The 22,313-nt window shown below is 60.8% G+C and carries 23 protein-coding genes; 13 read left to right on the top strand and 10 right to left on the bottom strand.

The features are described from left to right. Window positions 1–102: 102 nt before the first annotated feature. Both SYN63AY4M2_RS07795 and SYN63AY4M2_RS13600 read left to right on the top strand, forming a co-directional pair. Complete coding sequence (locus SYN63AY4M2_RS07795) at window positions 103–219, top strand: cytochrome b6-f complex subunit PetN (protein WP_240527309.1); 117 nt, start codon at window positions 103–105, stop codon at window positions 217–219. Between the two features lie 15 nt (window positions 220–234). Next, the gene (locus SYN63AY4M2_RS13600; RefSeq protein WP_011431549.1) at window positions 235–423 is read left to right on the top strand and encodes a hypothetical protein; all 189 of its coding nucleotides are present in this window, start codon (window positions 235–237) and stop codon (window positions 421–423) included. 40 nt (window positions 424–463) lie between these two features. Here SYN63AY4M2_RS13600 and SYN63AY4M2_RS07790 read toward each other — a convergent pair whose 3' ends face one another. The 3 genes from SYN63AY4M2_RS07790 to SYN63AY4M2_RS07780 form a co-directional block, all read right to left on the bottom strand. Further along, window positions 464–844, bottom strand: coding sequence for a DUF309 domain-containing protein (locus SYN63AY4M2_RS07790; protein ID WP_041438668.1), 381 nt, complete (start codon window positions 842–844; stop codon window positions 464–466). Further along, complete coding sequence (locus SYN63AY4M2_RS07785) at window positions 844–3,351, bottom strand: GAF domain-containing protein (RefSeq protein WP_099887306.1); 2,508 nt, start codon at window positions 3,349–3,351, stop codon at window positions 844–846. Before SYN63AY4M2_RS07785 ends, SYN63AY4M2_RS07790 begins: the two co-directional genes overlap by 1 nt. A gap of 124 nt (window positions 3,352–3,475) precedes the next feature. Further along, window positions 3,476–4,294: a TatD family hydrolase gene (locus SYN63AY4M2_RS07780; protein WP_228375368.1), complete on the bottom strand. Its 819-nt coding sequence runs from the start codon at window positions 4,292–4,294 to the stop codon at window positions 3,476–3,478. A 137-nt stretch (window positions 4,295–4,431) separates the two neighbouring features. Here SYN63AY4M2_RS07780 and SYN63AY4M2_RS07775 point away from each other — a divergent pair, with 137 nt between their 5' ends. The 5 genes from SYN63AY4M2_RS07775 (at window position 4,432) to SYN63AY4M2_RS07755 (ending at window position 11,063) form a co-directional block, all read left to right on the top strand. Continuing rightward, complete coding sequence (locus tag SYN63AY4M2_RS07775) at window positions 4,432–5,022, top strand: thioredoxin family protein (RefSeq protein WP_011431553.1); 591 nt, start codon at window positions 4,432–4,434, stop codon at window positions 5,020–5,022. Window positions 5,023–5,539: 517 nt separating this feature from the next. After that, complete coding sequence (locus SYN63AY4M2_RS07770; protein ID WP_011431554.1) at window positions 5,540–6,544, top strand: ABC transporter substrate-binding protein; 1,005 nt, start codon at window positions 5,540–5,542, stop codon at window positions 6,542–6,544. 54 nt (window positions 6,545–6,598) lie between these two features. Beyond that, a complete protein-coding gene (locus tag SYN63AY4M2_RS07765) occupies window positions 6,599–8,251 on the top strand; it encodes an iron ABC transporter permease (RefSeq protein WP_240527786.1) in 1,653 nt (550 codons plus the stop codon). A 155-nt stretch (window positions 8,252–8,406) separates the two neighbouring features. Further along, entirely contained in the window at window positions 8,407–9,759 is a 1,353-nt protein-coding gene (locus SYN63AY4M2_RS07760) for an ABC transporter substrate-binding protein (protein ID WP_011431557.1), read from the top strand. 101 nt (window positions 9,760–9,860) lie between these two features. Further along, window positions 9,861–11,063, top strand: a complete 1,203-nt coding sequence (locus tag SYN63AY4M2_RS07755) for a sugar ABC transporter permease (protein WP_240527785.1) — start codon at window positions 9,861–9,863, stop codon at window positions 11,061–11,063. Between the two features lie 24 nt (window positions 11,064–11,087). Here the strand turns inward: SYN63AY4M2_RS07755 and SYN63AY4M2_RS07750 are convergent, their stop codons facing one another. Continuing rightward, window positions 11,088–11,522 (bottom strand): PAM68 family protein, encoded by a 435-nt coding sequence (locus SYN63AY4M2_RS07750; protein WP_011431559.1) that lies wholly within the window; start codon window positions 11,520–11,522, stop codon window positions 11,088–11,090. A 35-nt stretch (window positions 11,523–11,557) separates the two neighbouring features. Further along, window positions 11,558–11,833 carry a 30S ribosomal protein S15 gene (rpsO, locus tag SYN63AY4M2_RS07745; RefSeq protein WP_011431560.1) on the bottom strand — a complete coding sequence of 92 codons (276 nt, stop codon included), beginning with the start codon at window positions 11,831–11,833 and terminating at the stop codon, window positions 11,558–11,560. An 88-nt stretch (window positions 11,834–11,921) separates the two neighbouring features. Between rpsO and SYN63AY4M2_RS07740 the strand changes: the two genes are divergently transcribed. Next, window positions 11,922–12,602 (top strand): HEAT repeat domain-containing protein, encoded by a 681-nt coding sequence (locus SYN63AY4M2_RS07740; RefSeq protein ID WP_011431561.1) that lies wholly within the window; start codon window positions 11,922–11,924, stop codon window positions 12,600–12,602. A gap of 66 nt (window positions 12,603–12,668) precedes the next feature. Here SYN63AY4M2_RS07740 and apcD read toward each other — a convergent pair whose 3' ends face one another. The 4 genes from apcD to SYN63AY4M2_RS07720 form a co-directional block, all read right to left on the bottom strand. Continuing rightward, window positions 12,669–13,154, bottom strand: a complete 486-nt coding sequence (apcD, locus tag SYN63AY4M2_RS07735; RefSeq protein WP_011431562.1) for an allophycocyanin subunit alpha-B — start codon at window positions 13,152–13,154, stop codon at window positions 12,669–12,671. 187 nt (window positions 13,155–13,341) lie between these two features. Further along, a complete protein-coding gene (locus tag SYN63AY4M2_RS07730) occupies window positions 13,342–14,850 on the bottom strand; it encodes a PilT/PilU family type 4a pilus ATPase (RefSeq protein ID WP_228375371.1) in 1,509 nt (502 codons plus the stop codon). Between the two features lie 100 nt (window positions 14,851–14,950). Further along, the gene (folE, locus tag SYN63AY4M2_RS07725; RefSeq protein ID WP_011431564.1) at window positions 14,951–15,640 is read right to left on the bottom strand and encodes a GTP cyclohydrolase I FolE; all 690 of its coding nucleotides are present in this window, start codon (window positions 15,638–15,640) and stop codon (window positions 14,951–14,953) included. Window positions 15,641–15,763: 123 nt separating this feature from the next. Beyond that, window positions 15,764–16,489, bottom strand: coding sequence for an SDR family oxidoreductase (locus SYN63AY4M2_RS07720; protein WP_011431565.1), 726 nt, complete (start codon window positions 16,487–16,489; stop codon window positions 15,764–15,766). Between the two features lie 224 nt (window positions 16,490–16,713). Between SYN63AY4M2_RS07720 and SYN63AY4M2_RS07715 the strand changes: the two genes are divergently transcribed. From SYN63AY4M2_RS07715 to SYN63AY4M2_RS07700, 4 genes are all read left to right on the top strand, one after another. After that, window positions 16,714–17,910 carry an ABC transporter ATP-binding protein gene (locus SYN63AY4M2_RS07715; protein WP_011431566.1) on the top strand — a complete coding sequence of 399 codons (1,197 nt, stop codon included), beginning with the start codon at window positions 16,714–16,716 and terminating at the stop codon, window positions 17,908–17,910. A gap of 455 nt (window positions 17,911–18,365) precedes the next feature. After that, window positions 18,366–19,259: a Tic22 family protein gene (locus SYN63AY4M2_RS07710; protein WP_011431567.1), complete on the top strand. Its 894-nt coding sequence runs from the start codon at window positions 18,366–18,368 to the stop codon at window positions 19,257–19,259. 11 nt (window positions 19,260–19,270) lie between these two features. Continuing rightward, window positions 19,271–20,158 (top strand): peptide chain release factor N(5)-glutamine methyltransferase, encoded by an 888-nt coding sequence (gene prmC / locus SYN63AY4M2_RS07705; RefSeq protein WP_041438671.1) that lies wholly within the window; start codon window positions 19,271–19,273, stop codon window positions 20,156–20,158. A gap of 141 nt (window positions 20,159–20,299) precedes the next feature. After that, entirely contained in the window at window positions 20,300–21,070 is a 771-nt protein-coding gene (locus SYN63AY4M2_RS07700) for a histidine kinase dimerization/phospho-acceptor domain-containing protein (protein ID WP_011431569.1), read from the top strand. A gap of 25 nt (window positions 21,071–21,095) precedes the next feature. On the opposite strand, the gene psb27 is transcribed toward SYN63AY4M2_RS07700, so the two are convergent. Beyond that, the gene (psb27, locus tag SYN63AY4M2_RS07695; protein ID WP_011431570.1) at window positions 21,096–21,497 is read right to left on the bottom strand and encodes a photosystem II protein Psb27; all 402 of its coding nucleotides are present in this window, start codon (window positions 21,495–21,497) and stop codon (window positions 21,096–21,098) included. A 72-nt stretch (window positions 21,498–21,569) separates the two neighbouring features. Between psb27 and SYN63AY4M2_RS07690 the strand changes: the two genes are divergently transcribed. Continuing rightward, window positions 21,570–22,310, top strand: a complete 741-nt coding sequence (locus SYN63AY4M2_RS07690) for an NnrU family protein (protein ID WP_049749798.1) — start codon at window positions 21,570–21,572, stop codon at window positions 22,308–22,310. Window positions 22,311–22,313 lie beyond the last annotated feature (3 nt).

Here is a 22,313-nt window from a genome sequence, read left to right as displayed (position 1 = left end):
TCCTCCCTTTGGCTTGGGTTTTGGCCTCTGACCTTAATCTACCCAGTCGAGCCCTGTTGTAGATGCGCCGGGGATCCCATCCCGTAAAATGGGATCACCCCGATGAGCCTTCTTTGCTTGGCTAGACCTATGGACATCATCACCTTTGGCTGGGTTGCCGTTGCGGCTTTCTTCGCCCTTTCCATTGCCTTCGTGGTTTGGGGCCGTAACGGCATGTAGCCCCAAGCATCCCCCTTGTCCTTCGCTACCTCTGGCTCTATGGAAACCGACTTGCCCTGGGTGGCCCGCCTTGCGTATGGGAGCATCTTTTTGCTCTTGACGGCTGTAACGGTGGGCGTTGGCTACATCACCTTTATCGACTGGCGGGATCGGCGGCGGCGCAACGAGGCAGAACGGCAGGCTCGCCGCTCCAAGCGTCGCTAGCTCCTGGGGTTCTGGGAGAGGGGCCAAGAAGTTTCTCATCTCAATCCGGCTTACCGCCAACAACCCTCAGAGTAGGAGAGGCTACCGGGGGCAAGGGATCCTCAGGCTGGAGGCAAGAGAGCTCTTGCAGGAGGCTCTGGTTGGCTTCCCAGAGAGCTTGCAGGTTGTAGCCAGCGTAGGTGGGCAGAAAGTCGGCCAGCTTGCGGTTGGCCTCCCCCAGCAGGATCATGCAGCCGCGGCGGTTGCCGTTTTGCAGGTGGTAGTAGGCCACGGCGGTTTGCAACAGCCCCTGGTAGAAGCGCCGCTCCGGATCCACCGCTTCCATCCACAGGGCCTCCAGGGTGTCGTGGCAGGCGTAGAATTCCCCCCGGTTGAATTGCTCAACCGCCCGTTGCAGCGCTTCCAAATCGCAATCGCCCATCACGCGGTGCAAGAGGTCTGCCCAGGCAGGGATCCTTGCGGCAACACCAGGGTAAAGCACGTCTTGCCCTGGCCGCTTTCTATAGAGACGCAGCCCCCCAGCCGCTGCATCCACTGCTTAACCAAAGCCAGCCCCAGGCCGGTGCCGCCCCGCTTCCAGGGATCCCCGCTGGGGATGCGGTAGAACTTCTCGAAGATGCGCTCCCACTCGCTGCGGGGAATCTCCACCCCCTCGTTGACCACCCGAATTTGCACTTGTTCAGGGCTGAGGCGGCGCGCCGTCACCGTGATGCGGTGCTGAGGCGGGGTGTACTTGCAGGCGTTGTTGACCAGCTCCTGTACCACCCGCGTCAAGGCGGCCTGATCCGTCACCACCTTGCCCACCTTCGGGTCAATCTGCCACTGCAACTGTTGCTGATTGGCCTCGGCCCGCTGCACAAAGGGCTGCAGCACAGTGGGCAGCCAGGCGGCCAGGGACACTTCTTCAAGATGAAGGGGTTTGGATCCCTGCTCCAACCGCTGCAGATCCAGCAGATCGTTGATCAATTCCGCCTCGCGCTCGCACTCCTGCTCTAGGATTTGCAGATATTGCTCCCGTTTTTGGGGGGTGCGGGCCATTTTCAGCAGTTGGATGGCCATTTTCATGTTGGTGATGGGGGTGCGCAGCTCGTGGGAGACGGTGCTTAAAAAATCATCTTTGAGGCGGTTGAGGCGCTCCAGCTCGCTGATTTGTTGCACCGAGGCCTGGTAGAGGCGAGCCTGGCGGATGGCGATGGCACAGTGATCCGCTACCTGCTGTACCACCTGCATCTCCAGGGTATCAAAGCACTCGGCTGCCGCCTTGGCCAACCACAGATCGCCCAACGCCCCCTGGTCATCCCGCAGCGGGCAAACCAAAAGCGTCAGCCCTTCCCGCCGTGGGATCCAGCTTTGCCCCGGCAGATGGCACAGTTGCGCCGCCTGCCCCCTTTGCAGTTGTCGGTAGAGATCTGGGTAGTCGGCCAGGGTTAGGGTGATCCCGCCGGCGGGCGGCAGGGCGGCGGTGTATTCATAGCGCACGGTGGCCTGGCCGGCTGCTCCCTCGTAGAGGCAGAGATCGCAGCCTTGGATGGGCAGCCCCAGCGCCAACTCCTGCACCACCGCCCGCAGGATCTGGGCTTCGTCTAGGCTGCTGCGCACCTGGTCGGTAACCCGCTGCAAGAGGGCATCCATGGCCAAAGAGCGCTGCAGGGCCGCCGTCCGCTCCTCTACCTCGTGCTCCAGACGGGCGTTGAGATCTTGCAACTGCCGGTAGAGCTGGTTTTGCGCAATCGACAGGGCCAGGTGCACCGCAGCGCGGCCGACTAGCTCCAGCTCCGCGGCCGACCAGGCCTTGGGCTCGTCAACTTTCAGCTCCCGCCAAGCGGCAAAGGAGATCAACGGCAGTTCTTGACGGGGATCCTCCCCACCTTCCCCTTGGGCGGGCCAGCGGTAGCCGGCCCAGTGGGTCTCTTGGCAGAGGGCGCCGCGAAAGACGCTCAGCCAGCCCACCAGCTGCTCGTTCCAAACCAGCGGCACCGCCAGCAGCCCGCGAATGGGCGTCTGCTGCAGCTGGGCCTGCAGTTCTGGCCACTTCTCCAACTGGGAAAGCGACCACGTCTTCACCCCGTTTCCTGCTGTCTTGGGCCTTCCCACCTGCTCCTGCAGCCAGGCGTCGTAGCCTGCCGGCGGCTGGATCCCATGGTGGCAGAGGGTGTCCAGGCCCAGGAACCGGATGCGCAGCCGCGCCCCGATCCCTTGGAGGCCGGCGGTAAGCTGCTCCAGCACAGTGGTCAAGGTGGTCTCGGGGTGGAGCGGCGAGTACACCAGCGCCGCAATTTGGTTAATCAAACGTTCCTGCTGCGCCTTTTGCCGCGCCTGCTCCAGCAATTCCGCCTGGGCAATGGCAATCGACACCTGATCCGCCACCAACTGCACCACCTGCAGCTCTTCGGCAGAGTAGGAGCGGGGCTCGGCGTGGTGGGAGACCAAGAGCCCCCACAACTGCTGGTGATGCAGGAGGGGTACCACCAGGGAGGAGGCCACCCCCATGCACTTGAGGTAGTGGGCATGGCAGGGATCCACCAGCCGCTGCGGCACCTCGCCCAGGGGCAAAGGCCGGGCCTGGGCAAAGTGGCCCAGCGACTCCGGCTGGCTGAGGAAGCGGGTCTGGGCCTCCACATCCACGATCACCCGCACCTGGGCCAGGCGAAACAGCTGCCGCGCCTCTTCTGGGATATCCCCCGCCGGAAACGATAGGCCCAAGAGGGAGGGCAACCGCTCGGCTTGTCGGGCTTCCGCCACCACCGTCCCATGGCCTTCCGGGTCGAAGCGGTATACCTTGACCCGATCCGTGCCCAAAAAGGCGCGCACCTCCTCCACCGTTGCCCTCAGGATCTGATCCAGCTCCAGGGATTGCCGGATCTGGTGGGTAATGCGGTTGATGAGGACATCCCGGCTGGCGCAGGCTGCAGGGGCTAAGGTTTCCATAGCTATAGGGGAGTGCAAAAGTATTGGAAGCTACACCTCCTCTTTCACGATAGCGCCCCCTGCCGGGAAGTTAGAGAGCCCCAAGTAAAAAGCTTAAAAAATGCCAAAAGTTCTCCACCCTTCTTCACAAGGGGGGCTGAGGCAGGCGGAAGAGGCGGGCGGCATTTTGGCTGGTCTGTCGGGCCAGGTCTTGCAAGGGGATCTGCAACAGCTCCGCCAGGGTTTGGGCCACCCGCTGCACATGGGCCGGCTCGTTGCGCTTGCCGCGGAAGGGGGTGGGGGCCAGGAAAGGGCAATCGGTTTCCACCAGAAGCTGGGACAGAGGCACCTCCTGGGCCGAGCGGCGCACCGTCTCAGCGTTCTTAAAGGTGACGATGCCGCTAAAGCTGATGAAGCAGCCCAGCTCCACAAACAGTCGCGTCTCCTCCGGGGATCCGCTCCAGCAGTGCATCACCGCCCGCAGCGGCCCCCTGGCAGCCATGGCCTCCCTCAAAATCTCGTAGGTGGCTGCTGCCGCCTCGCGGCAATGGACGATCAGGGCCAAATCCTGCTCCTGGGCAAGGGCAATGTGGGCGCGGAAGGATTCTGTTTGCCGCTCCACATCGGCCGGGTCGGACTTGTAGAAATCTAGGCCTGTCTCCCCAATGGCCACCACTCGGGGGTCGCCGGCGGCCAACTGGGCGATCTTTTCGGCCAGATCCGGCTGCCACTGGCGCGCCTCCAGAGGGTGCAGCCCCACCGACAAAAACACCTCCGGATACTGGTCGGCAATGGCCTGCAATTGGGGAAACTCCGCCGGCGTTACGCAGGAGTGCACCAGTTGCTGGATCCCGGCCTGGCGCCAGCGCTCGGCCACCTGCGGCAGATCTTCGGCAAAATCGGGATAGTTCAAGTGGACGTGGGTATCCACGAGGGGGGCAGCGGGCAAGACGGCGGTGCTCAAGGCTCAGCTCCCGAACCAAATGTTGCGGACTCTATCCAATTGTAAAAGCGGTTCCCGGCCTGCTTGGGGTGGGGGCTGCTGCGGGAGGAGCAGGATGATCCATGATGATTGAGGAAACCTTACGCTGGAGGTTTGCTATGGCCCGTACTCCCTCGACCATGTTGCCTCTGGGCACCCCTGCCCCTGACTTCAGCCTGCCCGATGTGGTGAGCGGCCAAACCATTTCCCTCTCCACCTTTGCCGACAAGCCGGCCCTGTTGGTAATGTTTATTTGCCAGCACTGCCCCTATGTGAAGCATGTGCAAGAGGAGCTGGCCCGCATTGGCAGAGATTATAAGGATCGCGGCGTCGGCATTGTAGCCATCAGCGCCAACGACGTGGAGAAATACCCCGACGACAGCCCCGAGAACCTGAAGAAGATGGCCGAGACCTTGGGCTTCACCTTCCCGTTTTGCTACGACGAAAGCCAAGAGGTGGCCAAGGCCTTCACGGCGGCCTGCACCCCCGACTTTTTCTTGTTCGACGCGGAGCGCAAGCTGGTGTACCGCGGCCAACTGGACGACAGCCGCCCCAGCCTGCCGGATGTGCCGGTGACGGGCAAAGATTTGCGGGCGGCGCTGGATAACCTGCTGGCGGGCAAGCCCATCGATCCCGACCAAAAGCCCAGCCTCGGCTGCAACATCAAGTGGAAACCCGGCAATGAGCCCGACTATTTCAAGCAAGCCTAAATTCGCCAGCAACCCTTGGGAAAGCCTGAGCCGACCGGCCAGCCAAGCCCGCCGGGCGCCTCTAGTAGGGGTGGGCTTGGGGGAATCTGCGGAAAAAGTAGCCAGGGCAGTTCCGGGTTCCTTTGTGCCAGCAGGCTGCAGGCCTTGAAGCTAGGGTTTTTGCCTGCGGCGGCGCCCAGGGTTTTCCCCTCTCCCAGGGGGCTGCGGCATCAGCCGCAAGTTCTGGGTAGCCCAGGGCGCAGAACTAACTCTGACAAACCGGAAAGGACTCCAAAGGCAAGCTGTAGCCGCGGGGAGAATCTCAACATCCTCGATGAATCCAGAGATAACCTCGGGTTAATCTTCCTGGGGTAGTTTAGCGATGGCTGACTCTTGCCAAAGGCAAAAATTGCAGGGGGCGAAGGTCGAAGTGGATTTTCACTGTCGCGATCTGGACGCGATCTGAAATCCGAAAATGCCTTTGCCTTTGGCAAGTTGGTAGCGGAGTCCAGGTCAAGCTTTCAAGCGAGGGAAAACGATGAAGCGTCCTCTACCTTTGTTGGCGGTACTCTGGAGCCTGGTTTTTGCCCAGCCCCTTGGGTGGGGATCCCTGAACCCAGCCTGGGCCAAGCCGTCCGGCACCTTGCGTTTGTACACTTCCCAACCCGATGCAGATGCTCAGAAAACCGTGGCTGCGTTTCGGGAAGTTTATCCAGAGGTTTCGGTGGAGATCTTTCGCTCCGGCACCGAGGAGGTGATCAGCCGCTTTTTGCTGGAAGCCGAAAAGGGTAGTCCCCAGGCTGATGTGTTGCTGGTGGCCGATGCGCCTACTTTTGAGTTGCTGAAATCCCGCAATTTGCTGGAGCCCTACTGCAGCCCTGAAGCCAAGGCCATCGCCGCCACCTACTACGATCCAGACTGCCACTATTTCGGCACCAAGATCCTGGCCACGGTGATCGTTTACAACACGGCCAAAGCCCAGCCCGTGGATAGCTGGGCGGCCCTAGCCCAGGTTCCGGAAGGCCAACTGGTGATGCCCAGCCCCACCTATTCGGGTGCTGCCGCCTACAATTTGGGGGTGATCACACGCACCCCCGGCCTGGGCTGGGAGTGGTACGAAGCCCTGAAAAAGAACAAAACGGTGCTGGTGCAGGGCAATGGCGCTGTCGCCCGCAACGTCGCCAGTGGCGAACAGAGCTACGGCATGGTGGTGGACTTTCTTGCCATTCGCAGCCGCAACGAGGGATCCCCAGTGGAGGTGGTCTATCCCAAGGAGGGCGTGCCGGTGATTACCGAGCCGGTGGGAATTGTCAAAGGAACGTCTAACCTGGAAGCTGCCCAGGCTTTTGTGGACTTCTTGCTGTCTCAGAAGGGGCAGGAGGTCGCTGCTGAGATGGGCTACATGCCGCTGCGGCAGGGTGTGACGCCGCCAAAAGGGTTCCCCGCTTTGAGCGAGCTGAAGATCTTGAGCGCCCCGGCAGCAGAGTTGGCCCAAAGCCGCGAGGCCGACAAGGCCCGCTTTGCCAAGTTGTTTGAGGAATAGGTGGGATCCCTTGGGCGTCGGCAAAGGCGTGGTCTAACGTTTCTGGGGGAGGGTTTGAGTAAAGGGTTAAGGCACCCCATCATTCCCTGGCTGGTGGCTGTACCGGGCCTTTTGGTTTTGACCCATGCCTATCCCCTCTGGCGGCTGCTGCAGCGAGCTTTGAGCGGGGAAGGTGAGAACATCCGCTGGTTGCTGGAAACGCCCCGTGTCCATCTGGCGCTGGTTCACAGCCTTTGGGTGTCGGCGGTCTCAGCCACATTGGCGCTGGTCGGCGGCCTGGTGCTGGCGGTACTCACCACCCAGACAGATTTGCCGGGCCGCAGCATCCTGCGGGTGCTCTTTTTATCTCCCCTTGTGGTTCCGCCCCAGGTTTTGGCCTTGGCCTGGATCCAATGGGCCGGGCCGGTGGGCTATTTGCAGCAGGGGCTGCGCTGGATTTTGGGGGGTCAGGGATCCCTGTGGAGCCTCTACACGCCGGGGGGGATCATCCTGCTGCTGGCTCTTTTTGTGCTGCCAATTGCCTACCTGACGCTGGTGGCGGGCTTGAGCCGGCTCTCCAAGCAAGCTCAGGAGGCGGCCCAACTGGATGGGGCCAACCTGCTGCAGGTTTGGCTCTTCATCACGCTGCCCCTGTTGCGGCCCTCTGTGGCGGCAGCAGCGGCGCTGGCCTTCTTGGGGGCCTGGGGCAATTTCGGGATCCCGGCCTTGCTGGGGATCCCAGGACGCTACCTGACTTTGCCCACCCTGCTGTACCAAGAGGTGATCAACTTCGGCGGGGATGGGTTTGGGCGCAGCGCGGCGCTGGCGTTGCTCTTTGGCCTGCCGGCCCTCTTCTTTTTGGCCTGGTCACAGCAGCCTCAGGCGGGGCTGGATCCGGGCGAGGCCCCTCCGGATCCCTATCGCTTGGGCTGGCTGGGTTGGCTGCTCAGCGGGATCCTCTTTGCCGCAGCCTTGCTGGTCATCCTTGGGCCTTTGCTGGCCATGGCTGCAACTGCCCTGCTGCGGGCCTATGGCCTGCCCTTGGTCTGGTCTAACCTGACGCTGGAGCATTTCCGGCTGGTTCTGTTTGAGCTGGAGCGGGCCCGCCGCGCCACGCTGCACAGTTTGGGTTTGGCGGGAGGAGCAGCGCTGCTCTGCAGCGGGATGGCGACGATCTTGGGCTACGCCCTGACCCGGCTGAAAGCACGGCTGCTGGCGCTGCTCAGCTTCATTGTGGACTTGCCCTATGCCCTGCCGGGCCTGATTTTTGCGTTGTCCCTCATTTTGGTGTGGTTGCCCCCTCCCCTGCCGGGGCTGAGCCTCTACGGCACCCTGTGGCTGATCCTGATGGCCTACTTGGGGCGGTTCTTGGCCCTGGCGCTGCAACCGATGCAAGCTGCTTGGCGCAGCCTGGACACCAGCCTGGAGGAGGCGGCCAGCATCGACGGGGCCTCCCTGCTGCAAACTTTTCGCTACATCCTGCTGCCCCTGCTGGCACCGGCCTTGACAGCAGCGGTGTTGCTGGTGTTTTTGCAATCTTTTGCCGAGCTGACCCTCTCCGCCCTCTTGGTCACCTCCCGCTCAGAAACCTTTGGGTGGCTCATCTTTGGCTTGCAACAGGGGGGCTACACCCACCAGGCAGCAGCTCTGAGCACCCTGCTGGTACTCGTTCTCTTTGGCTTGGCTGCCGGGATCCAGGCGCTGCGGCGGCAGGTTGGGCAGCCTTAAGCAGGGGATCCCACCAGATCCTTCACGGATGGGGGTCGATGGTGGTGGTGCGACGGATGGGTTGCCCCTTCAGGATCCCCGGTTTATAACCTGCTCTTAATGTCGCTGCGCTAGTATCAGTCCTGCCCTTAGTGGATGCGACTGCATTTTATTTTATGAATACCCGTCGGACTTTCCTGGCTGCTCTGGCCGGCCTGGCGGCTGCCGCTGGTGCTGCCTTCCTGGCTGCTGACAGCTTTGCCCAGTCTCCTGCCAACGTCAAAGTTTGGATTGCCTTTACCGATAACCGTCTCGATTGGGCCCGTCAAAAGGCGGCAGAGTTCAACAAGCAATTTCCTCAATACAATGTAACTGTTGAGGGCTACGGCAACTACGAAGAAATTCAACAGGCCACCGACCTCGCTATTCAACAAAAAGCCGCTCCGGCAGTGGTGCAGTGGTTTGAGGTGGGCACCCAACGGGCACGGGATTTCGGCTACTTCAAGTCCATCGCCGAGGCGCTGGGCAACCGCACCGAAGTGAACGGGATCCCGGTGAACTTCGAGGATTTTATCGAGCCGGTGGTGAGCTACTACACCCTGGATGGCAAGTTCACCTCCATGCCCTGGAACAGCTCCAGCCCCATCCTCTACTCCAACACCGCCATTTTGAAGAAGGCCGGGATCGAGAAGCCGCCGGCCACCTGGCAGGAGCTAGAAGCCGCCTGTGAGAAGATCATGGCGCTTCCCGACGCTCCCCAGGGCTGCGTCACCTGGCCCAACCACGGCTGGTTTTACGAGCAGTGGATGGCGCAGCAAGATGCTCTCTTGGCCAACAACGAAAATGGCCGTGCCGCCCGGGCCACCCAGGTCTTTTTGGACTCGCAGCCCTCGGTGGCTATCGCCACCTGGTGGAAAGGGATGTATGACAAAGGCTACTACATCTACAGCGGCAAGCAGCGCGATTGGGCGGCCACGGAGCAAGCCATCCAAACCGGCACCGTCGCCATGGCCATCACCAGCAGCGCCGACGCGGCCAACATCACCAACGCCGCCAAGCAGAACAACATCGAGCTGGTCACCACCCGCATGCCCTACAACGCCGACAAGGGTTGGACGGGGAACTTGATCGGGGGCGCCAGCCTTTGGTTGGTGAAGGATCTGCCCAAAGAGGTGGAAGAGGGGGCGCTGACCTTCATGTTGTGGCTCAATAACACCGAAAATGCTGCCGAATGGCACCAAGTGACCGGCTATCTGCCCATTCGCAAAAGCTCGGTAGCCTTGCTGGAGTCGCAGGGCTGGTTCAAGGAAAACCCCAACTTCTTCACTGCTATCGACCAAATCAACAACTCCAAGGTCACTCCTGCCACCCGTGGGGCGTTGCTGGGAGCCTTTCCTGAGATTCGCAATGTGGTAACCCAGACCATGGAAGATCTCATGCTCAAGGGCGGGGATCCGGCCCAAGCCATGGCCAGGGCCAACGAGACTGCCAACCGGCTTCTGGCCGAGTACAACTCCCTCTATCAGTAATTGGTCAGGAGCTGGGCTACAGCAAAGCAAAATCTGAGGATGGGGGGTGGGCGGCGGCCTGCCCCTTTTTGGCTTTTGCAAGGTTGGATGGGAGAGAGAACATGGGGAAATGGATCCAAGTGCTGCTGCCGCTGCTGGCGGGGTTGTCGGGGGCCCTCTGGGTGGGATCCCGTTTTCGGCGCATCGAGCGGCCTGTGCTGCTGGGGGCGGCTCTGGGGGGGCTGGCAGGAGGGTTGGGATCCCTGATTTTTATGGCGCCCCTGGATTTTTGCACTTTTGAGCCGGAGCGCAAGGCCATCGACATGGCCTTTGGCGTGGGGCTGGTGCTGGCGGGCATGGCCATTCCCCTCTGGCCGCTGTTGGCGTGGACGCAGAAGGAGCAGGAGCGCCGCCTGGGGATCCCCGGCCCAGCTGTTCAGGAGAGGGGCATCTTTAAGCAGTGGTGGCTGGCGTGGCTGCTCTTGTTGCCCACCTTCGCCATTTTGGTGGTGTTTCTCTACTATCCAGGGCTGGATACCCTGCGCCTCTCCACCCTGCTCACCTTTGTGGGCGCGCCGCGCAGCCGCTTCGTCTGTGTGGACAACTTTACCGCTCTGCTGACGGATGCCACCTATCTGCGCAGCCTGGGGATTACCTTCGCCATTTCGGCGGCCATCGTGGTGTTGGGGCTGAGCGGATCCCTGTTGATTGCCACGCTGGCCTACCAGCCCATCCGCGGGGCGGCAATCTATCGCATCTTGCTGATCTGGCCCTACGCCATTTCGCCAGCAGTGGCCGGTATCATCTTTTTCATTATCTTCAACCCCTTGGGCGGCGTAGCCAACTACTTGCTGGGGTTAGTAGGGATCCCACGTTTGAACTGGCTGAGCGATCCCAATTTAGCCCCTTGGGTGGTGATCTTTGCCAGCGTTTGGAAGCAAATGGGCTACAACATTTTGTTTTATCTGGCTGGGCTGCAAAACCTGCCTAAAGATTTGCAGGAGGCGGCTGCCATCGATGGGGCGGGGGCCCTTCGCCGCTTCTTTTCCATCACTCTACCGCTGCTTTCCCCCATCACCTTCTTTTTGGTGATCACCAACATGACCTACGCCTTTTTCGATATTTTCGGCACCATTGATTTGCTGACTGCCGGCGGCCCTTCCGGATCCACCTCGGTGTTGATGTACGAGATCTACAAGATTGGCGTATCGTCAGGCAATTTGGGCAGGGCAGCCGCCCAATCCATTGTGCTCTTCTTAATTGTGGTGGGCCTGACGATCCTGCAATTCCGCACCACCGAGCGGAATGTAACGTATGGGGGATAACGGGGCTGGGGGAGAGAGCAAAATCTAGGATTCGTCAGCTTCCGACGGCTTAGAAGGGTCAGACAACTCGCGCCATTGCTTGAAAACATTGCCTAGGTTGCGGCGGAACTCGTCAATCCCCAGCAGGGATCCCGGCTCTGGATCCCAAGAAGCCGAGAACACGCCGTAGCTAATGCCCAAAAAGCCAAGGCCGAAAAAGGCCAGCGACTCCACCAAAGTAAAGTAGGGGGGCAGGGCTATCACATGGTTGGTTAAGAGATAGTAATTGACAAAAAAGCTGCTCAAGCCAAGGCCAGAAGGGATCCCGGAAAAGACCAAGATCCGCCGCACCATACGCCGGCTGACCTCAGGGGGAATGACAGCAACCGGCTCTCTTTGGGTCGGTTGCGTCTCCACCTGAGCAGGGGTAGAGCTGGAGCGGCGGCGGGAGGCTTTGGAATAGCGGCTGGACTTGCCCACGAAGGTAGCTCTCCGACAGTGATTTAGCTAGCTGCCTACTTTTTCACCCGAATGTTCAACCGTTCGGCCAGCTCCCGGAAGCGGTCGGGAGAACGTTTGGCAATGTAGTTGAGCAGCCGCTTACGCCGACCGATCATCATCATTAGGCCGCGGCGCGAGTTGAAATCTTTCGGGTTTTTCTGAAGGTGCTGCGAGAGTTGGTTGATACGGCTGGTTAGAAGAGCAACTTGTACCTCGGCAGAGCCGGTGTCAGTGTCGTGAAGTCGGTAGGTCTCGATAATCTCCTGCTTCTCTTGCTGCAGTAAGGCCATAAGTTCACAAAAACTGGATGCACTGCCTCAGAATGATAACATCGGCTTTTCGTCCTTTGCTATAGCCGGGTTAGGGGGAGAAAAGGAGATGACGACAACTTCTGGGGATCTGCCGGCCTTGCTGGAGCTGTTGAGCTCTCAGAACTTGGGGGATCGGCTGCGCGCCGTCAACAAGGCCAGAGAGCTCCCCGCGACCGAAGCCTTGACGCTGTTGCAGCGAGCTGTAACCGACGAGAATGCCCGCGTCCGCTATGCCGCCATTAGCCAATTGGGCACGCTCTCCGGCGCAGGTGTCGACCCGGCTGCCCTTTTGCCGATTCTGCAACAGTTTTTGCGAGAGGACCCCGAGTTCGATGTGCGGGCTGCCGCCGCCGCCGCCCTGGGGGATCTGAAGCAGCCACAGGCCCTAGACGATCTGCTAGAGGCTTACCGGCGAGAGACGGAGTGGCTGGTGCGCTTTAGCATTGTCGCCGCGCTGGGCGAGCTGGGCAACCCCGCCGCCTTCGACACCCTAGTGCAGGTTTTACAGGAAGGAGACGAGCTGCTAACAACAGCCGCTGCCGCTGCCCTGGGAGATCTAGGGGATCCGCGGGCCATCCCCCATTTGGAGCCCCTCATCGATTCGGACGATTGGCAGTTGCGCTACCGCGTCTGCATTGCTCTAGCCCAGCTCGGCACCGAAGCCGCCCGCCCCGGCCTAACCCGGCTGGCCCAGGATCCCCAAGAGCAGGTGGCCGCCCACGCCCGCACCGCCCTGGCATCTCTGTAGGCAGCAAGACCACCAAAGCTTGCCTCTCCACCGCCCAGACCGGCCTCCCTCCTCAAGAGAGGCGAGCTAGCTCATGGCATTGATGATGTAGTCGAAATAGGGGGCAGCCTCGGCGGCGGAGTCCGGATCCAGCAGGCTGAGGGCTGCTTCCTTCAAGAACACGATCGCATCGATCATACCGGCAATGGGCACGTTGAGGGCATTGTACATCTCCCGCACCCCTATCAAGCCGATGGACTCGATCGGCTCTTTGCTGCCGGCAATGATGCCATAGGTCACCAGGCGGAGATACCAGTCGTAGTCCCGCAGGCACTGGTTATAGCGCTTTTCGCCGTAGGCATTGCCGCCGGGTTGTATGTATTCGGGTCGCTTGGCAAATAGCTGCTTCTGCGCCTGATCGATAATGCGTTTTTTGTTCTCAGTTAACACCTGAGCGATCTGCAAACGCTTCTCGCCGCTGCTCATGTAATCTTTGATAGCTTGCAGTTCGCTGACGGAGAGATAGCGCAGTTGGTCGTCCGCGGTCTCGATGATCTGGTTGATCACGCTCACGGTAGGAATTCTCCTGTTTGCTAACTTGCTTTCAATTCAATTTGTTCACCAATCCGGCACCCATCCCGCAAGCCAAAGCTCGGCTCAGGAGATGAGAATATGGCCCAGAAAGCCAGCCTTGCCGCTTGCTCTCAGTTTAGGATAGGGCGAGCTTTCCCTCAAGCACCCACCCTGCGGGGCAGCGACCTCAGATGCGCCCCCGCAGCCATTGGGCCATCTCGTTGCGCCGCGGAGCCGCCTCCAGACACACCTCCTCTGTAATGCGCCCCTCTTGGTAGAGCCGAAACAGCGACTGGTTCATGGTACACATCCCCTCGTAGGAGCCGTCGGCAATCAGCTCCTCGATCTCGTCCACGGCACCCCGTTTGATGTAGTCGCGGATGGCATCGGTGTTGCGCATAATCTCGTGGGCAGCGGTGCGCTTGCCGTCGGTGGTGCGCACCAGCGTCTGGGCAATAATTGCTACTAGAGTCTCGGCCAGTTGCAGACGCATTGGCTCCTGCTCCTCTGGCCGGTAGATCCCCAAGAGACGCTCGATGGTGCGGACGGCGCTGTTGGTGTGCAGGGTTCCAAACACCAGGTGGCCCGTCTGGCCGGCCTTGAGAGCCGTATCCACGGTTTCGCGATCCCGCATCTCCCCGATGAGGATGATGTCCGGATCTTCCCGCAGCGAAGCCTTGAGGGCGTTGGCAAACTCCAGGGTGTGGATGCCGACCTCCCGCTGCCGCACCAGCGATTTCTTACTCTGGTGGACGAACTCGATGGGATCCTCAATCGAGATGATGTGCTTAGCAAAGTTGGAGTTGATGTAGTCCACCATCGCCGCCAGGGTTGTGGACTTCCCGGAGCCGGTGGGGCCTGTCACCAGTACCAGGCCCTTGTGCTCCTCGGCAATGCGCTTGAGCACCTCCGGCGCCCGCAACTGCTCCAGCGTCAAGATCTTGAGCGGGATCAGGCGCAGCACCATGGCAGGCCCTAGCAGAGAAACAAAGCAGTTAACCCGGCAGCGCACCAAGCCCTCGTACTGGATAGCGGTATCCAGCTCCAGGCACTCCTCAAACTGGCGGATTTGGTTCTCCGGCAGGCTTTCCCGCAGCCAGCTATAGAACACCTCGGTGGTGGTGACCGGGTAGTTGCCTATCACAATTTGCCCCCGATCCCGGAAACGGGGCACCTCTCCCACCCCCAGGTGAATATCCGAGTAGCCTTTTTCGTAGGCTTCCTGCACCAGTTGGCGCAGCGTCGGTCCAGCGGGGGCAGACTTAGGAGCAGCGGCGGCCACCGGGATCCGTCCAGCAGCCGTGGGGCGAGCCGGCGGCCCAAAAGGCGGAGCAGCCGAACCGGGGCTGGGGGGAGACACCTGAGGCCGGGCAGCAGGAGCTGGAGGGGGCGGAGACATCTGCGGGGGAGTGGCAGGGCCCGGCATGGGCACCGGCGTCTGCGGGGGGGCGACGGCCACATCTGGGGGGACGGGCCGGCCCAAGATGGGCTTGGGGGCGCTGGGGACAGGACGGGATCCGCTCCCGACAGGGGGAGGAGCAGCCCTGCCCAGCACCGGATCTAGCTGGGTTGGGGGTTCTGCCGAGGGCGCTTGCGCGGCCGCACGCGCGGGGCGCTGGATAACAGGCGGGGTCGGCGGCTTCCAACCGGAGTCTAAGTCGGTGGGAAATTGATTTTCGGGGCTAACCTCGCTCATAACAGGCCTCGCTTCTGGCAGGATCTGCGTCGATTTTAAGCTAGTATGCCCAGCCAGAGCAGAGGATTAGCTTTCTTGCCGGCAAAGCGCCGCGGCATCCTTAAAGGTTGGACGGGTGGCGAATGAGGCTCAAAAACTCCTCCCGCGTGCGGGGATCCTCCTGGAACACCCCCACCATCGAGCTGGTGACCGTCCAAGAGCCCGGCTTTTGCACCCCCCGCATCACCATGCACATGTGGGTAGCCTCGATAACCACCCCCACCCCATAGGGATCCAGCATGGTCATCAAAGCTTCCGCGATCTGGCGGGTAAGGCGCTCCTGAACCTGCAGGCGGCGGGAGTACATCTCGACAATGCGGGCGATCTTGCTCAGGCCCACCACCTTTTGGCGGGGGATGTAGGCAACATGGGCCTTGCCGATAAAGGGCAAGAGGTGGTGCTCGCAGAGGCTGAACAAAGTAATATCCCGCAGCAGCACCATCTCGTCGTGGCCCTCGTCGAAGATGGCGCCGTTGATGAGATCTTCCAGGGACTGCCGATAGCCGCTGGTCAAAAATTTCAGGGCGGCCACCACCCGCTCCGGCGTTTTCTTGAGGCCCTCCCGCTGCGGATCCTCCCCAATTCCCCGCAGCAACGTCTCCACTGCCGCTACCATCGCCGGATCCAGGCTCTCTGAGCCCTCGGGCTCTTGCCCCGCCGCATGGGACAGATCTCGGACAAGGCGAGACTTCAGGTTGGCTTTGTTGTTGAGTCGAAACTCGGCACCGGATCCAGGCTTGGCAAGAGTCATAGCAGGATATTCCTTGGGTTGAACGAAGGGTTGAAGGAACTTGTCGAGGGAGGCGGTGCAGGCAGATCTCCTCAAAAGCTCAGTCACAAAGGCCGTTACAGGAAAAGCCAGCTCCAGCCCGGCCTAAAAGGCCCCTGCTGCCGGCATGAGGGTCAGATCTTCCACCACGGCACCCTTGGGCAGGCGAACGATGTGGGCAATCAAGTCCGCCACCCACTCCGGCGAGAGCATTTTGGAACGGTCGAAATCGACCTGAACTGTATCCCAAAGAGGTGTATCCACAGCTCCGAGACACAGGCTGGTCACCCGAATGCCATGCTGCCGTTCCTCTGCGGCCAGGGCTTGAGAAAAGCCCAGCAGGCCAAACTTACTGGCGCAGTAAGCCCCCCAATTGGGAAAGGCTCGCTTGCCCGCAATGGAGATAATGTTGACAATCGTGCCGCAGCGCTGCCGGCGCATCGCCGGCAGGACGGCTTGGGCACAGAGAAAAGCTGCCGTCAGGTTCAAGTCGATCACCCGCTGCCAATCGGACAAAGATAAGGTGGCCAAAGGCCCGACATGGGCTATGCCGGCGTTATTGACCAAGACATCACAAACACCAAATTGATCCAGGAGAGCCTGCAACCGCTGCGGCAGGGCTCTTAAGTCGGCCAAGTCGATGGGAAAAACCTCCGCCTTTCCTCCCTTTGCCTGGATCTCCGCCTGTACCCCCAGCAAATCGGGATGGGAACGGGCCACCAGAGCAACTGCCACCCCCTGCCGAGCTAGGGCTAGGGCCACTGCTTTGCCGATCCCTCGACTGGCCCCCGTAATCAGGGCACGTTCGGGAAACTGGGTCTCAAAACTCATCCACAATAAAACTCTGGGATGCGCCGTCGAGAATAAGCGCCACCAGAGCCTGGGAAACTTCGTTAACCCAGTGTAACACTAATTCCTGCCTGCCCCTCCAAGCAAACAGGAAAGACTGGCATCGATCCCTCTCCGCCGCCCTCTAGCTGACTGGCGTCGGGCCGGGAAGGATCTGAGGTATGGTAGTCTGGTAAAGATAGTGAAAATCTTTTGCAACAACGATCATGGCCGAGTTTTTGATTTCCTCGACGTCCACCGCTGCCCGGACGGACTCTCCCTACATTCTTGAGGTTGAGCACATCAGCAAGGGGTTTCCCGGCCAGCGGCAGTTGGTTTTGCAGGAAGTGGCGTTTCGCCTGCCCCAGGGAGACATTCTGGGGATTGTCGGCCCATCGGGCTGTGGGAAGACCACTTTATTGCGCACCATTGCCGGCTTTGAGCAGCCAGACAGCGGGCGGATCCTGCTGGGGGGGCGAGTGGTGGCCGGGGAGGGGCAGTGGATCCCACCGGAGCGGCGGGGGGTGGGGCTGGTGTTTCAGGATTTTGCCCTGTTTCCCCACTTGGATGTGTTGGCCAATGTGATGTTTGGCCTCCGGCCCACTGCCCTGTTCGCGTCGGCAGCGGGGGGCGGCAGTCGCTCCTCCTCGGCTGAGGTGGGAGGCGCTGCCCAACAGGCGCGGGAACGGGCTGACGAGGTGTTGCGGTTGGTGGGTCTAGAGGACTACGCCCACCGCTATCCTCATGAACTTTCAGGCGGGCAGCAGCAGCGGGTGGCCCTGGCCCGAGCTCTGGCCCCCAAGCCCAGCCTAATCCTTTTGGATGAGCCGTTGAGCAACTTGGATGTGCAGGTGCGCTACTACTTGCGGGAAGAAATCCGCAAAATCCTCAAGCAAACCCAGACCTCGGCCATTTTCGTTACCCACGACCAAGAGGAGGCTCTCTGCCTTTCCGATTGGGTGGCGGTGATGCGGGAAGGGCGTATTGAGCAATGGGGATCCCCGGAGGAAGTCTATCGGGAGCCGGCTACCCGCTTTGTGGCGGAATTCATCGCCCAGGCCAACTTTCTTCGCTGTGAGCGGCGGGAGTTCGGTTGGCAAGCTGAGGGGCTGCTGCACATCCCATTTCAGGCTTTGAGGGATCAGCCCGATCCCCATCTGCGCCAGGGAGAGCTGATGATCCGGCAGGAGGAGTTACGTCTGCATCCCAATCCCCAGGGGAGAGTTACCATTCGGGATCGACAGTTTCTGGGGCGAGAGTATCGCTATTGTCTGGTTACAGAGACGGGCAAGCAATTGCACGCCCTGGCGCGGGAAGCTTTGCCGGTGGGCACGCGGGTTCAAGTTACCGTCGAGCAGGGCCGTCTGTTTCCCATTTCGGAACCTCAGTCAGTAGCGGGATCGGGAAGCAAGAGCTTTGCCTGATGGGATCTTTGCCCTCAGCCCAGGCGCCCCACGCCGCTGCCGCGTTCCCAGGATTCTGCCTTCTCAGCCCAGACTCTACAGCCAGAGGATGGAGGGGCTATCTGTATTTGGTGTGGATCCGCTTTGTTAGACTCCGTATATAGTAGGAGGTGATGCGGGATCCCCACCCAAAACGAGGGCTTTACCCCTCGACAGGGGTTGAGCAAATGCTTTAACCTTGCCTTCTAGGGTGGCCCAGGGGGCGCTCGTCAAAAAGGGTAGAGGGGCGTAGTGTCAGCAAGGGCCAGCTTCGCCAGGCGCTGTCCCCAAAGTCCCAAGAGTGCGCCGCATGGCCAGCCTGAGCTGTGTTGAGCAAGGTGAGCTTGGTCAGCTCCTCTTGGGCAGAGGTCGTCGGTTAGTGTTTCAGGGATCTGACCCAATAGCAACGAAGACAAGGCGTGATGCCAGGAGTAGAGATGAAAATGATGCGCGGTAATGCAGTGCCGCTTTTGGGATCCCTCTGCCGCCGTAGAGCTCAGGCAGGCGGGCGGGCCGCGTTCGTAGCGGCAGTTCGCAGCACCCTCCTGCTGGGGTTGGCGGGGGTGATCTGGGGGGGAGTTCCTACTTTTGCTCAAGGGGGGCCCCTCTCGACTCAGGCAGTGGCAGCCCCCATGAGTCGTCAAGAAGTGGCGGAGCGGCTGAATCTGGTGCCGGTTTTTGCCATTGTGTCTCAGAACGGCACCCCTGTGGTCGCTAACGTAGAGCGGGAGGGTCGCACCATCCAGGTGGCTTCTTTCTGGCTGGATCAGAACCAAGCCCAGCAAGCGTTGGATCAGGTGAAAGCCAAGAACCCTGAGGTGGGCCAGCAAGCCCAGGTGGTGCCCATTCCCTTGGGCTACGCCTACGAAAAGTCGGAAGAAGAGCGGGCCAAGAATAGCAATCTGTACTTTGAGGTGGTGCCTCGGGCTGCTGATGTGGAGGCGGCCAAGCAAGTGCTGAAAGAAACGGGTCAGGAGGTGCCGCCGGAAGTGATCGGCGTGCCGCTGTTCTATGGCCGCTCGGGAGAGGGGTTGCTGACCATCGAGCAGGATGGCCAGGAGGTGGTGCCTTTCTTCTTCGACCGCAACGACCTAAAGGGGGCTTTAGACCGGGCGGCGGCGCAGAACCCCGAGGTGGTCGGCAAAACCCAGATCGAGGTCACTTCCCTGGCCATCGTGGTGGAGCGCATGTTAGCCCCTGACGCCCAGGAGGATGTGCAGAAGATCGCTTTCATTCCGCCGCGCGCGTCGCTGGAGTACGTGCAATCGTTAATTCGCTCTGCCACTCCCCAGCCCAATCCACCTGCCACTCCCCAGCCTCAGCGGCGTTGACCTAGCTCCTGATGGGATCCCCCTCTGCGCTGGTGCAGCAATTGCTGGCCTGGCGTGCCCAGGCTCTGCAGGCGGCGCAAGCCGCCGGCATCCCTCCTCAGGAGGTGGAACTTCTGCTTAGGGAACGGCTGGGCTGGGGATCGTTGGAGCGCTTGCTAGGTCGGCCCCCGACGCTGCAGGGGGATCCGCTGGCGGAGGTAGAGGAGCTGTGGCGGCGCCGGCTGACAGAGCGCATCCCCCTGCAGTACCTGCTGGGAAGGGTAGAGTGGGCAGGTTTGAGCTTGCGGGTAACGCCAGCGGTGTTGATCCCGCGCCCGGAGACCGAGCTGCTGGTGGAGCAAGCCTCCCTTTGGTTGCAGTCTAACCTGCTGCCGCCGGGATCCCCTTTTGCCGACCTGGGCACCGGCAGCGGGGCCATTGCCATCGCTTTGGCCCAGGGGCATCCCCAGTTGCAGCTTCTAGCGGTGGACGTGAGCCCAGAGGCTTTGGCCGTTGCGGCAGCCAATGTGGCGGACTATCATCTGCAGGAACGGGTGAAGCTGTTACAGGGATCCTGGTTTGCGCCTTTGGATCCCTGGCGAGGTCGGCTGCGTGGCCTGGTTTCCAACCCGCCCTATATCCCCACCGGGGAGCTGGCCTACCTCATGCCCGAGGTACGGCTGCACGAGCCACGACAGGCCCTCGATGGCGGGGAAGATGGGCTGGTGCACTTGCGGCTTTTGATTCAAAAAGCACCGGATTACTTGGCCCCCAACTCCTTTTGGGCGGTGGAGGTGATGCAAGGCCAAGCCCCTTGGGTGGCGGAGCAGTTGCAGGCCAGAGGCGGCTATCAGCAGATCCAAGTCCACCGGGATTTGGCCGGAATTGAGCGGGTGGTCAGCGCCCACTTCGTCGGCTAGAAAGTTGGGAAGAAAAAGGTAGGATCCAGGAGCGCGCCGTTGTCAAACTAGCTAAAACCCAAGGCTCTCCATCCGAACGCCCTGCTTCGAACATCAACGGGATCTCCTACCTTTTGTCCGAAGTACCTCTGGAGGAAACCCTTGCCCGCAGCAAAACCCGATCCTCCCTCCCAGCAGGCCGCTGCTGCCGTCAGGCAAGAGGCGGTGGATTGGCAGTTTGCGTTTGAGCGCTCGGAGGTGATGCGCGCCTTTCAGCAGGAGCTGCTCGTCAGCATTGGCCACGAGCTGCGCAACCCCCTCAGCAGCCAGATGGGATCCCTGCAGTTGGTGCTGTCCGATCTGTGCGATTCCCGCGAAGAAGAGCGGGAGTACCTTCAAAGTGCCAAAGAAGCGGTGGAGCGCCTGATCCAGTTGCTCGAGGAGTACAGCCGCCTGGCCCGCCACGACCTGCCCATTCAACCCTTGCAACCGAAGCCGACCCGACTCCGTCCCCTCCTTCAGGATGTGTACAGCCTAACTCGCCTACAGGCCCAGGATCAGGGCATTCGCTACGAATGGCCGATCCTACAACCGCCTTCTGCCTCTGAGCTGCCCGCCCTCCCGGACAGCCTTATGGTTTGGGCGGATCCCCACGGTTTGGTGCAGGCTCTGCTGGGGGTGTGTCGCTGGGGTATTCGCACCCTACGCTATGGTTCGATGGCTCTACACCTCTATCCCATCGCAGCAGCGGAGGGGCGCCTGTGCCTGGAGTGGAATCTGGAAGGGCGGTGCCATGTGCCCATCCAAACAAAGGGTTGCGCTGCTTGGCGGGTGAGCGAACGGCTCCTGAGAGAAATGGGGGGCGATCTGGAGCTTGGCGAAAGCAGCCTCCACCGGGTTGTCATCAAGGTAATCCTGCGCCTCGCCCAGTGATTTGGATCTGGGAGATCTGAAAAGCTTAACCTTCGCGGCGCAAGGCCAGCTCAGCGCGATCCAGTTGCATCAGCACCCGCTCCACCTTCTCTGGGTCAAGAGGCCGCTTGGAGGTGCGGTAGTGGGAGGCCACGGTGTTGAACACGGTGCGCAGAGTCGTAAAGGATTGCAGCTTGTCGTAGCGATGGCCATGGTAGCGCCCTGCAAATTCTTGAATGGCCTCCATCGCTTCCACCTGCGCCTCCTCTGGATTCATCACGGGATCCGCTTCCGAGAGAACGGTGCGCAGGGTTTGGATCAGGGTCATGCTGTCTTCGTAGTACTTGCCGGTGAGGCGGGCCGCCTGAGCGCTTGCGGTCGCCCAGCCCAGCATCAGGGTGACCGAGAGGAGCAGGCCGAGAAAACGTAGAAAAAAAGGTTTCAGCATCGGAAGGTTGCCCAATGTAACTTATCTTTAAGCATAAGTCACAGCGACACCGGAAGAGGAGCCATCGAAAAGATGCTGTCCACTTTCTTCAACCACTTGCTGCCGGAGCTCGCCCGGTACAGATCCCACGCGATCATGTTGGGCATGATCTTGGGGTTTGCCTGTGCTCACAGTGGGCTGGCCCACTTGCGCCCCTGGGGGGAAGCTTGGCTGGGATCCCGTCTGTACCGCCTTCTTTTTGCGCTGGTCAGCCTCAGCTTGGCTCCGCTGTTGCTGATCTACTTTTTGAACCATCGCTACGACGGGGTGATCCTCTGGGATCTCCATGCTGTCCCCGGCATTCACACCACCGTTGTTCTTTTGTCGGCGCTCTCGTTTTTCTTTTTGTATCCGGCTACCTTCAACTTACTGGAGATTGCTGCCATTCACAAGCCGGAGATTCACCTGTTTGAGACCGGGATCATCCGCATCACCCGCCACCCCCAAATGGTGGGCCAGGTGATCTGGTGTGTGGCCCATTCCCTTTGGATTGGCTCCAGTTTTATGCTGGTCACTTCCCTGGGGCTGGTGGCCTACCACCTGTTCGCCGTCTGGCACGGGGATCACCGTCTGGAGCGGAAATACGGCCAGGCCTTCCGCGATCTCAAGGCCCGTACTTCTGTGATCCCCGGCTTGGCCATTCTGCAGCGGCGACAACACCTGCAACCGCGAGAGTTTCTGCGCTGGGCCTATCTGGGGGTGTTCAGCTTTGTTGTGATTCTTTATGCCTTTCATCCGCAAATGGTTTCTGCAGCCAGCGGGGTTGCCTGGTAGCAT

Origin of the sequence: Synechococcus sp. 63AY4M2, assembly GCF_002760475.1 — a bacterium.
Taxonomy (GTDB): domain Bacteria; phylum Cyanobacteriota; class Cyanobacteriia; order Thermostichales; family Thermostichaceae; genus Thermostichus.
This window is presented reverse-complemented; position numbering and strand designations above follow the sequence as displayed.

Excerpts from the sequence above, each read along its gene's own strand:
- prmC (WP_041438671.1), top strand. The coding sequence starts at position 19,271 with ATGGGATCCCCCTCTGCGCTGGTGCAGCAATTGCTGGCCTGGCGTGCC.
- SYN63AY4M2_RS07720 (WP_011431565.1), bottom strand. The coding sequence starts at position 16,489 with ATGAGTTTTGAGACCCAGTTTCCCGAACGTGCCCTGATTACGGGGGCC.
- SYN63AY4M2_RS07760 (WP_011431557.1), top strand. The coding sequence starts at position 8,407 with ATGAATACCCGTCGGACTTTCCTGGCTGCTCTGGCCGGCCTGGCGGCT.
- SYN63AY4M2_RS07755 (WP_240527785.1), top strand. The coding sequence starts at position 9,861 with ATGGGGAAATGGATCCAAGTGCTGCTGCCGCTGCTGGCGGGGTTGTCG.
- SYN63AY4M2_RS07775 (WP_011431553.1), top strand. The coding sequence starts at position 4,432 with ATGGCCCGTACTCCCTCGACCATGTTGCCTCTGGGCACCCCTGCCCCT.
- SYN63AY4M2_RS07795 (WP_240527309.1), top strand. The coding sequence starts at position 103 with ATGAGCCTTCTTTGCTTGGCTAGACCTATGGACATCATCACCTTTGGC.
- rpsO (WP_011431560.1), bottom strand. The coding sequence starts at position 11,833 with ATGGCCTTACTGCAGCAAGAGAAGCAGGAGATTATCGAGACCTACCGA.
- SYN63AY4M2_RS07715 (WP_011431566.1), top strand. The coding sequence starts at position 16,714 with ATGGCCGAGTTTTTGATTTCCTCGACGTCCACCGCTGCCCGGACGGAC.
- SYN63AY4M2_RS07710 (WP_011431567.1), top strand. The coding sequence starts at position 18,366 with ATGAAAATGATGCGCGGTAATGCAGTGCCGCTTTTGGGATCCCTCTGC.
- SYN63AY4M2_RS07740 (WP_011431561.1), top strand. The coding sequence starts at position 11,922 with ATGACGACAACTTCTGGGGATCTGCCGGCCTTGCTGGAGCTGTTGAGC.
- psb27 (WP_011431570.1), bottom strand. The coding sequence starts at position 21,497 with ATGCTGAAACCTTTTTTTCTACGTTTTCTCGGCCTGCTCCTCTCGGTC.
- SYN63AY4M2_RS07690 (WP_049749798.1), top strand. The coding sequence starts at position 21,570 with ATGCTGTCCACTTTCTTCAACCACTTGCTGCCGGAGCTCGCCCGGTAC.
- SYN63AY4M2_RS07770 (WP_011431554.1), top strand. The coding sequence starts at position 5,540 with ATGAAGCGTCCTCTACCTTTGTTGGCGGTACTCTGGAGCCTGGTTTTT.
- SYN63AY4M2_RS07785 (WP_099887306.1), bottom strand. The coding sequence starts at position 3,351 with ATGGAAACCTTAGCCCCTGCAGCCTGCGCCAGCCGGGATGTCCTCATC.
- SYN63AY4M2_RS07790 (WP_041438668.1), bottom strand. The coding sequence starts at position 844 with ATGGGCGATTGCGATTTGGAAGCGCTGCAACGGGCGGTTGAGCAATTC.
- folE (WP_011431564.1), bottom strand. The coding sequence starts at position 15,640 with ATGACTCTTGCCAAGCCTGGATCCGGTGCCGAGTTTCGACTCAACAAC.
- SYN63AY4M2_RS07730 (WP_228375371.1), bottom strand. The coding sequence starts at position 14,850 with ATGAGCGAGGTTAGCCCCGAAAATCAATTTCCCACCGACTTAGACTCC.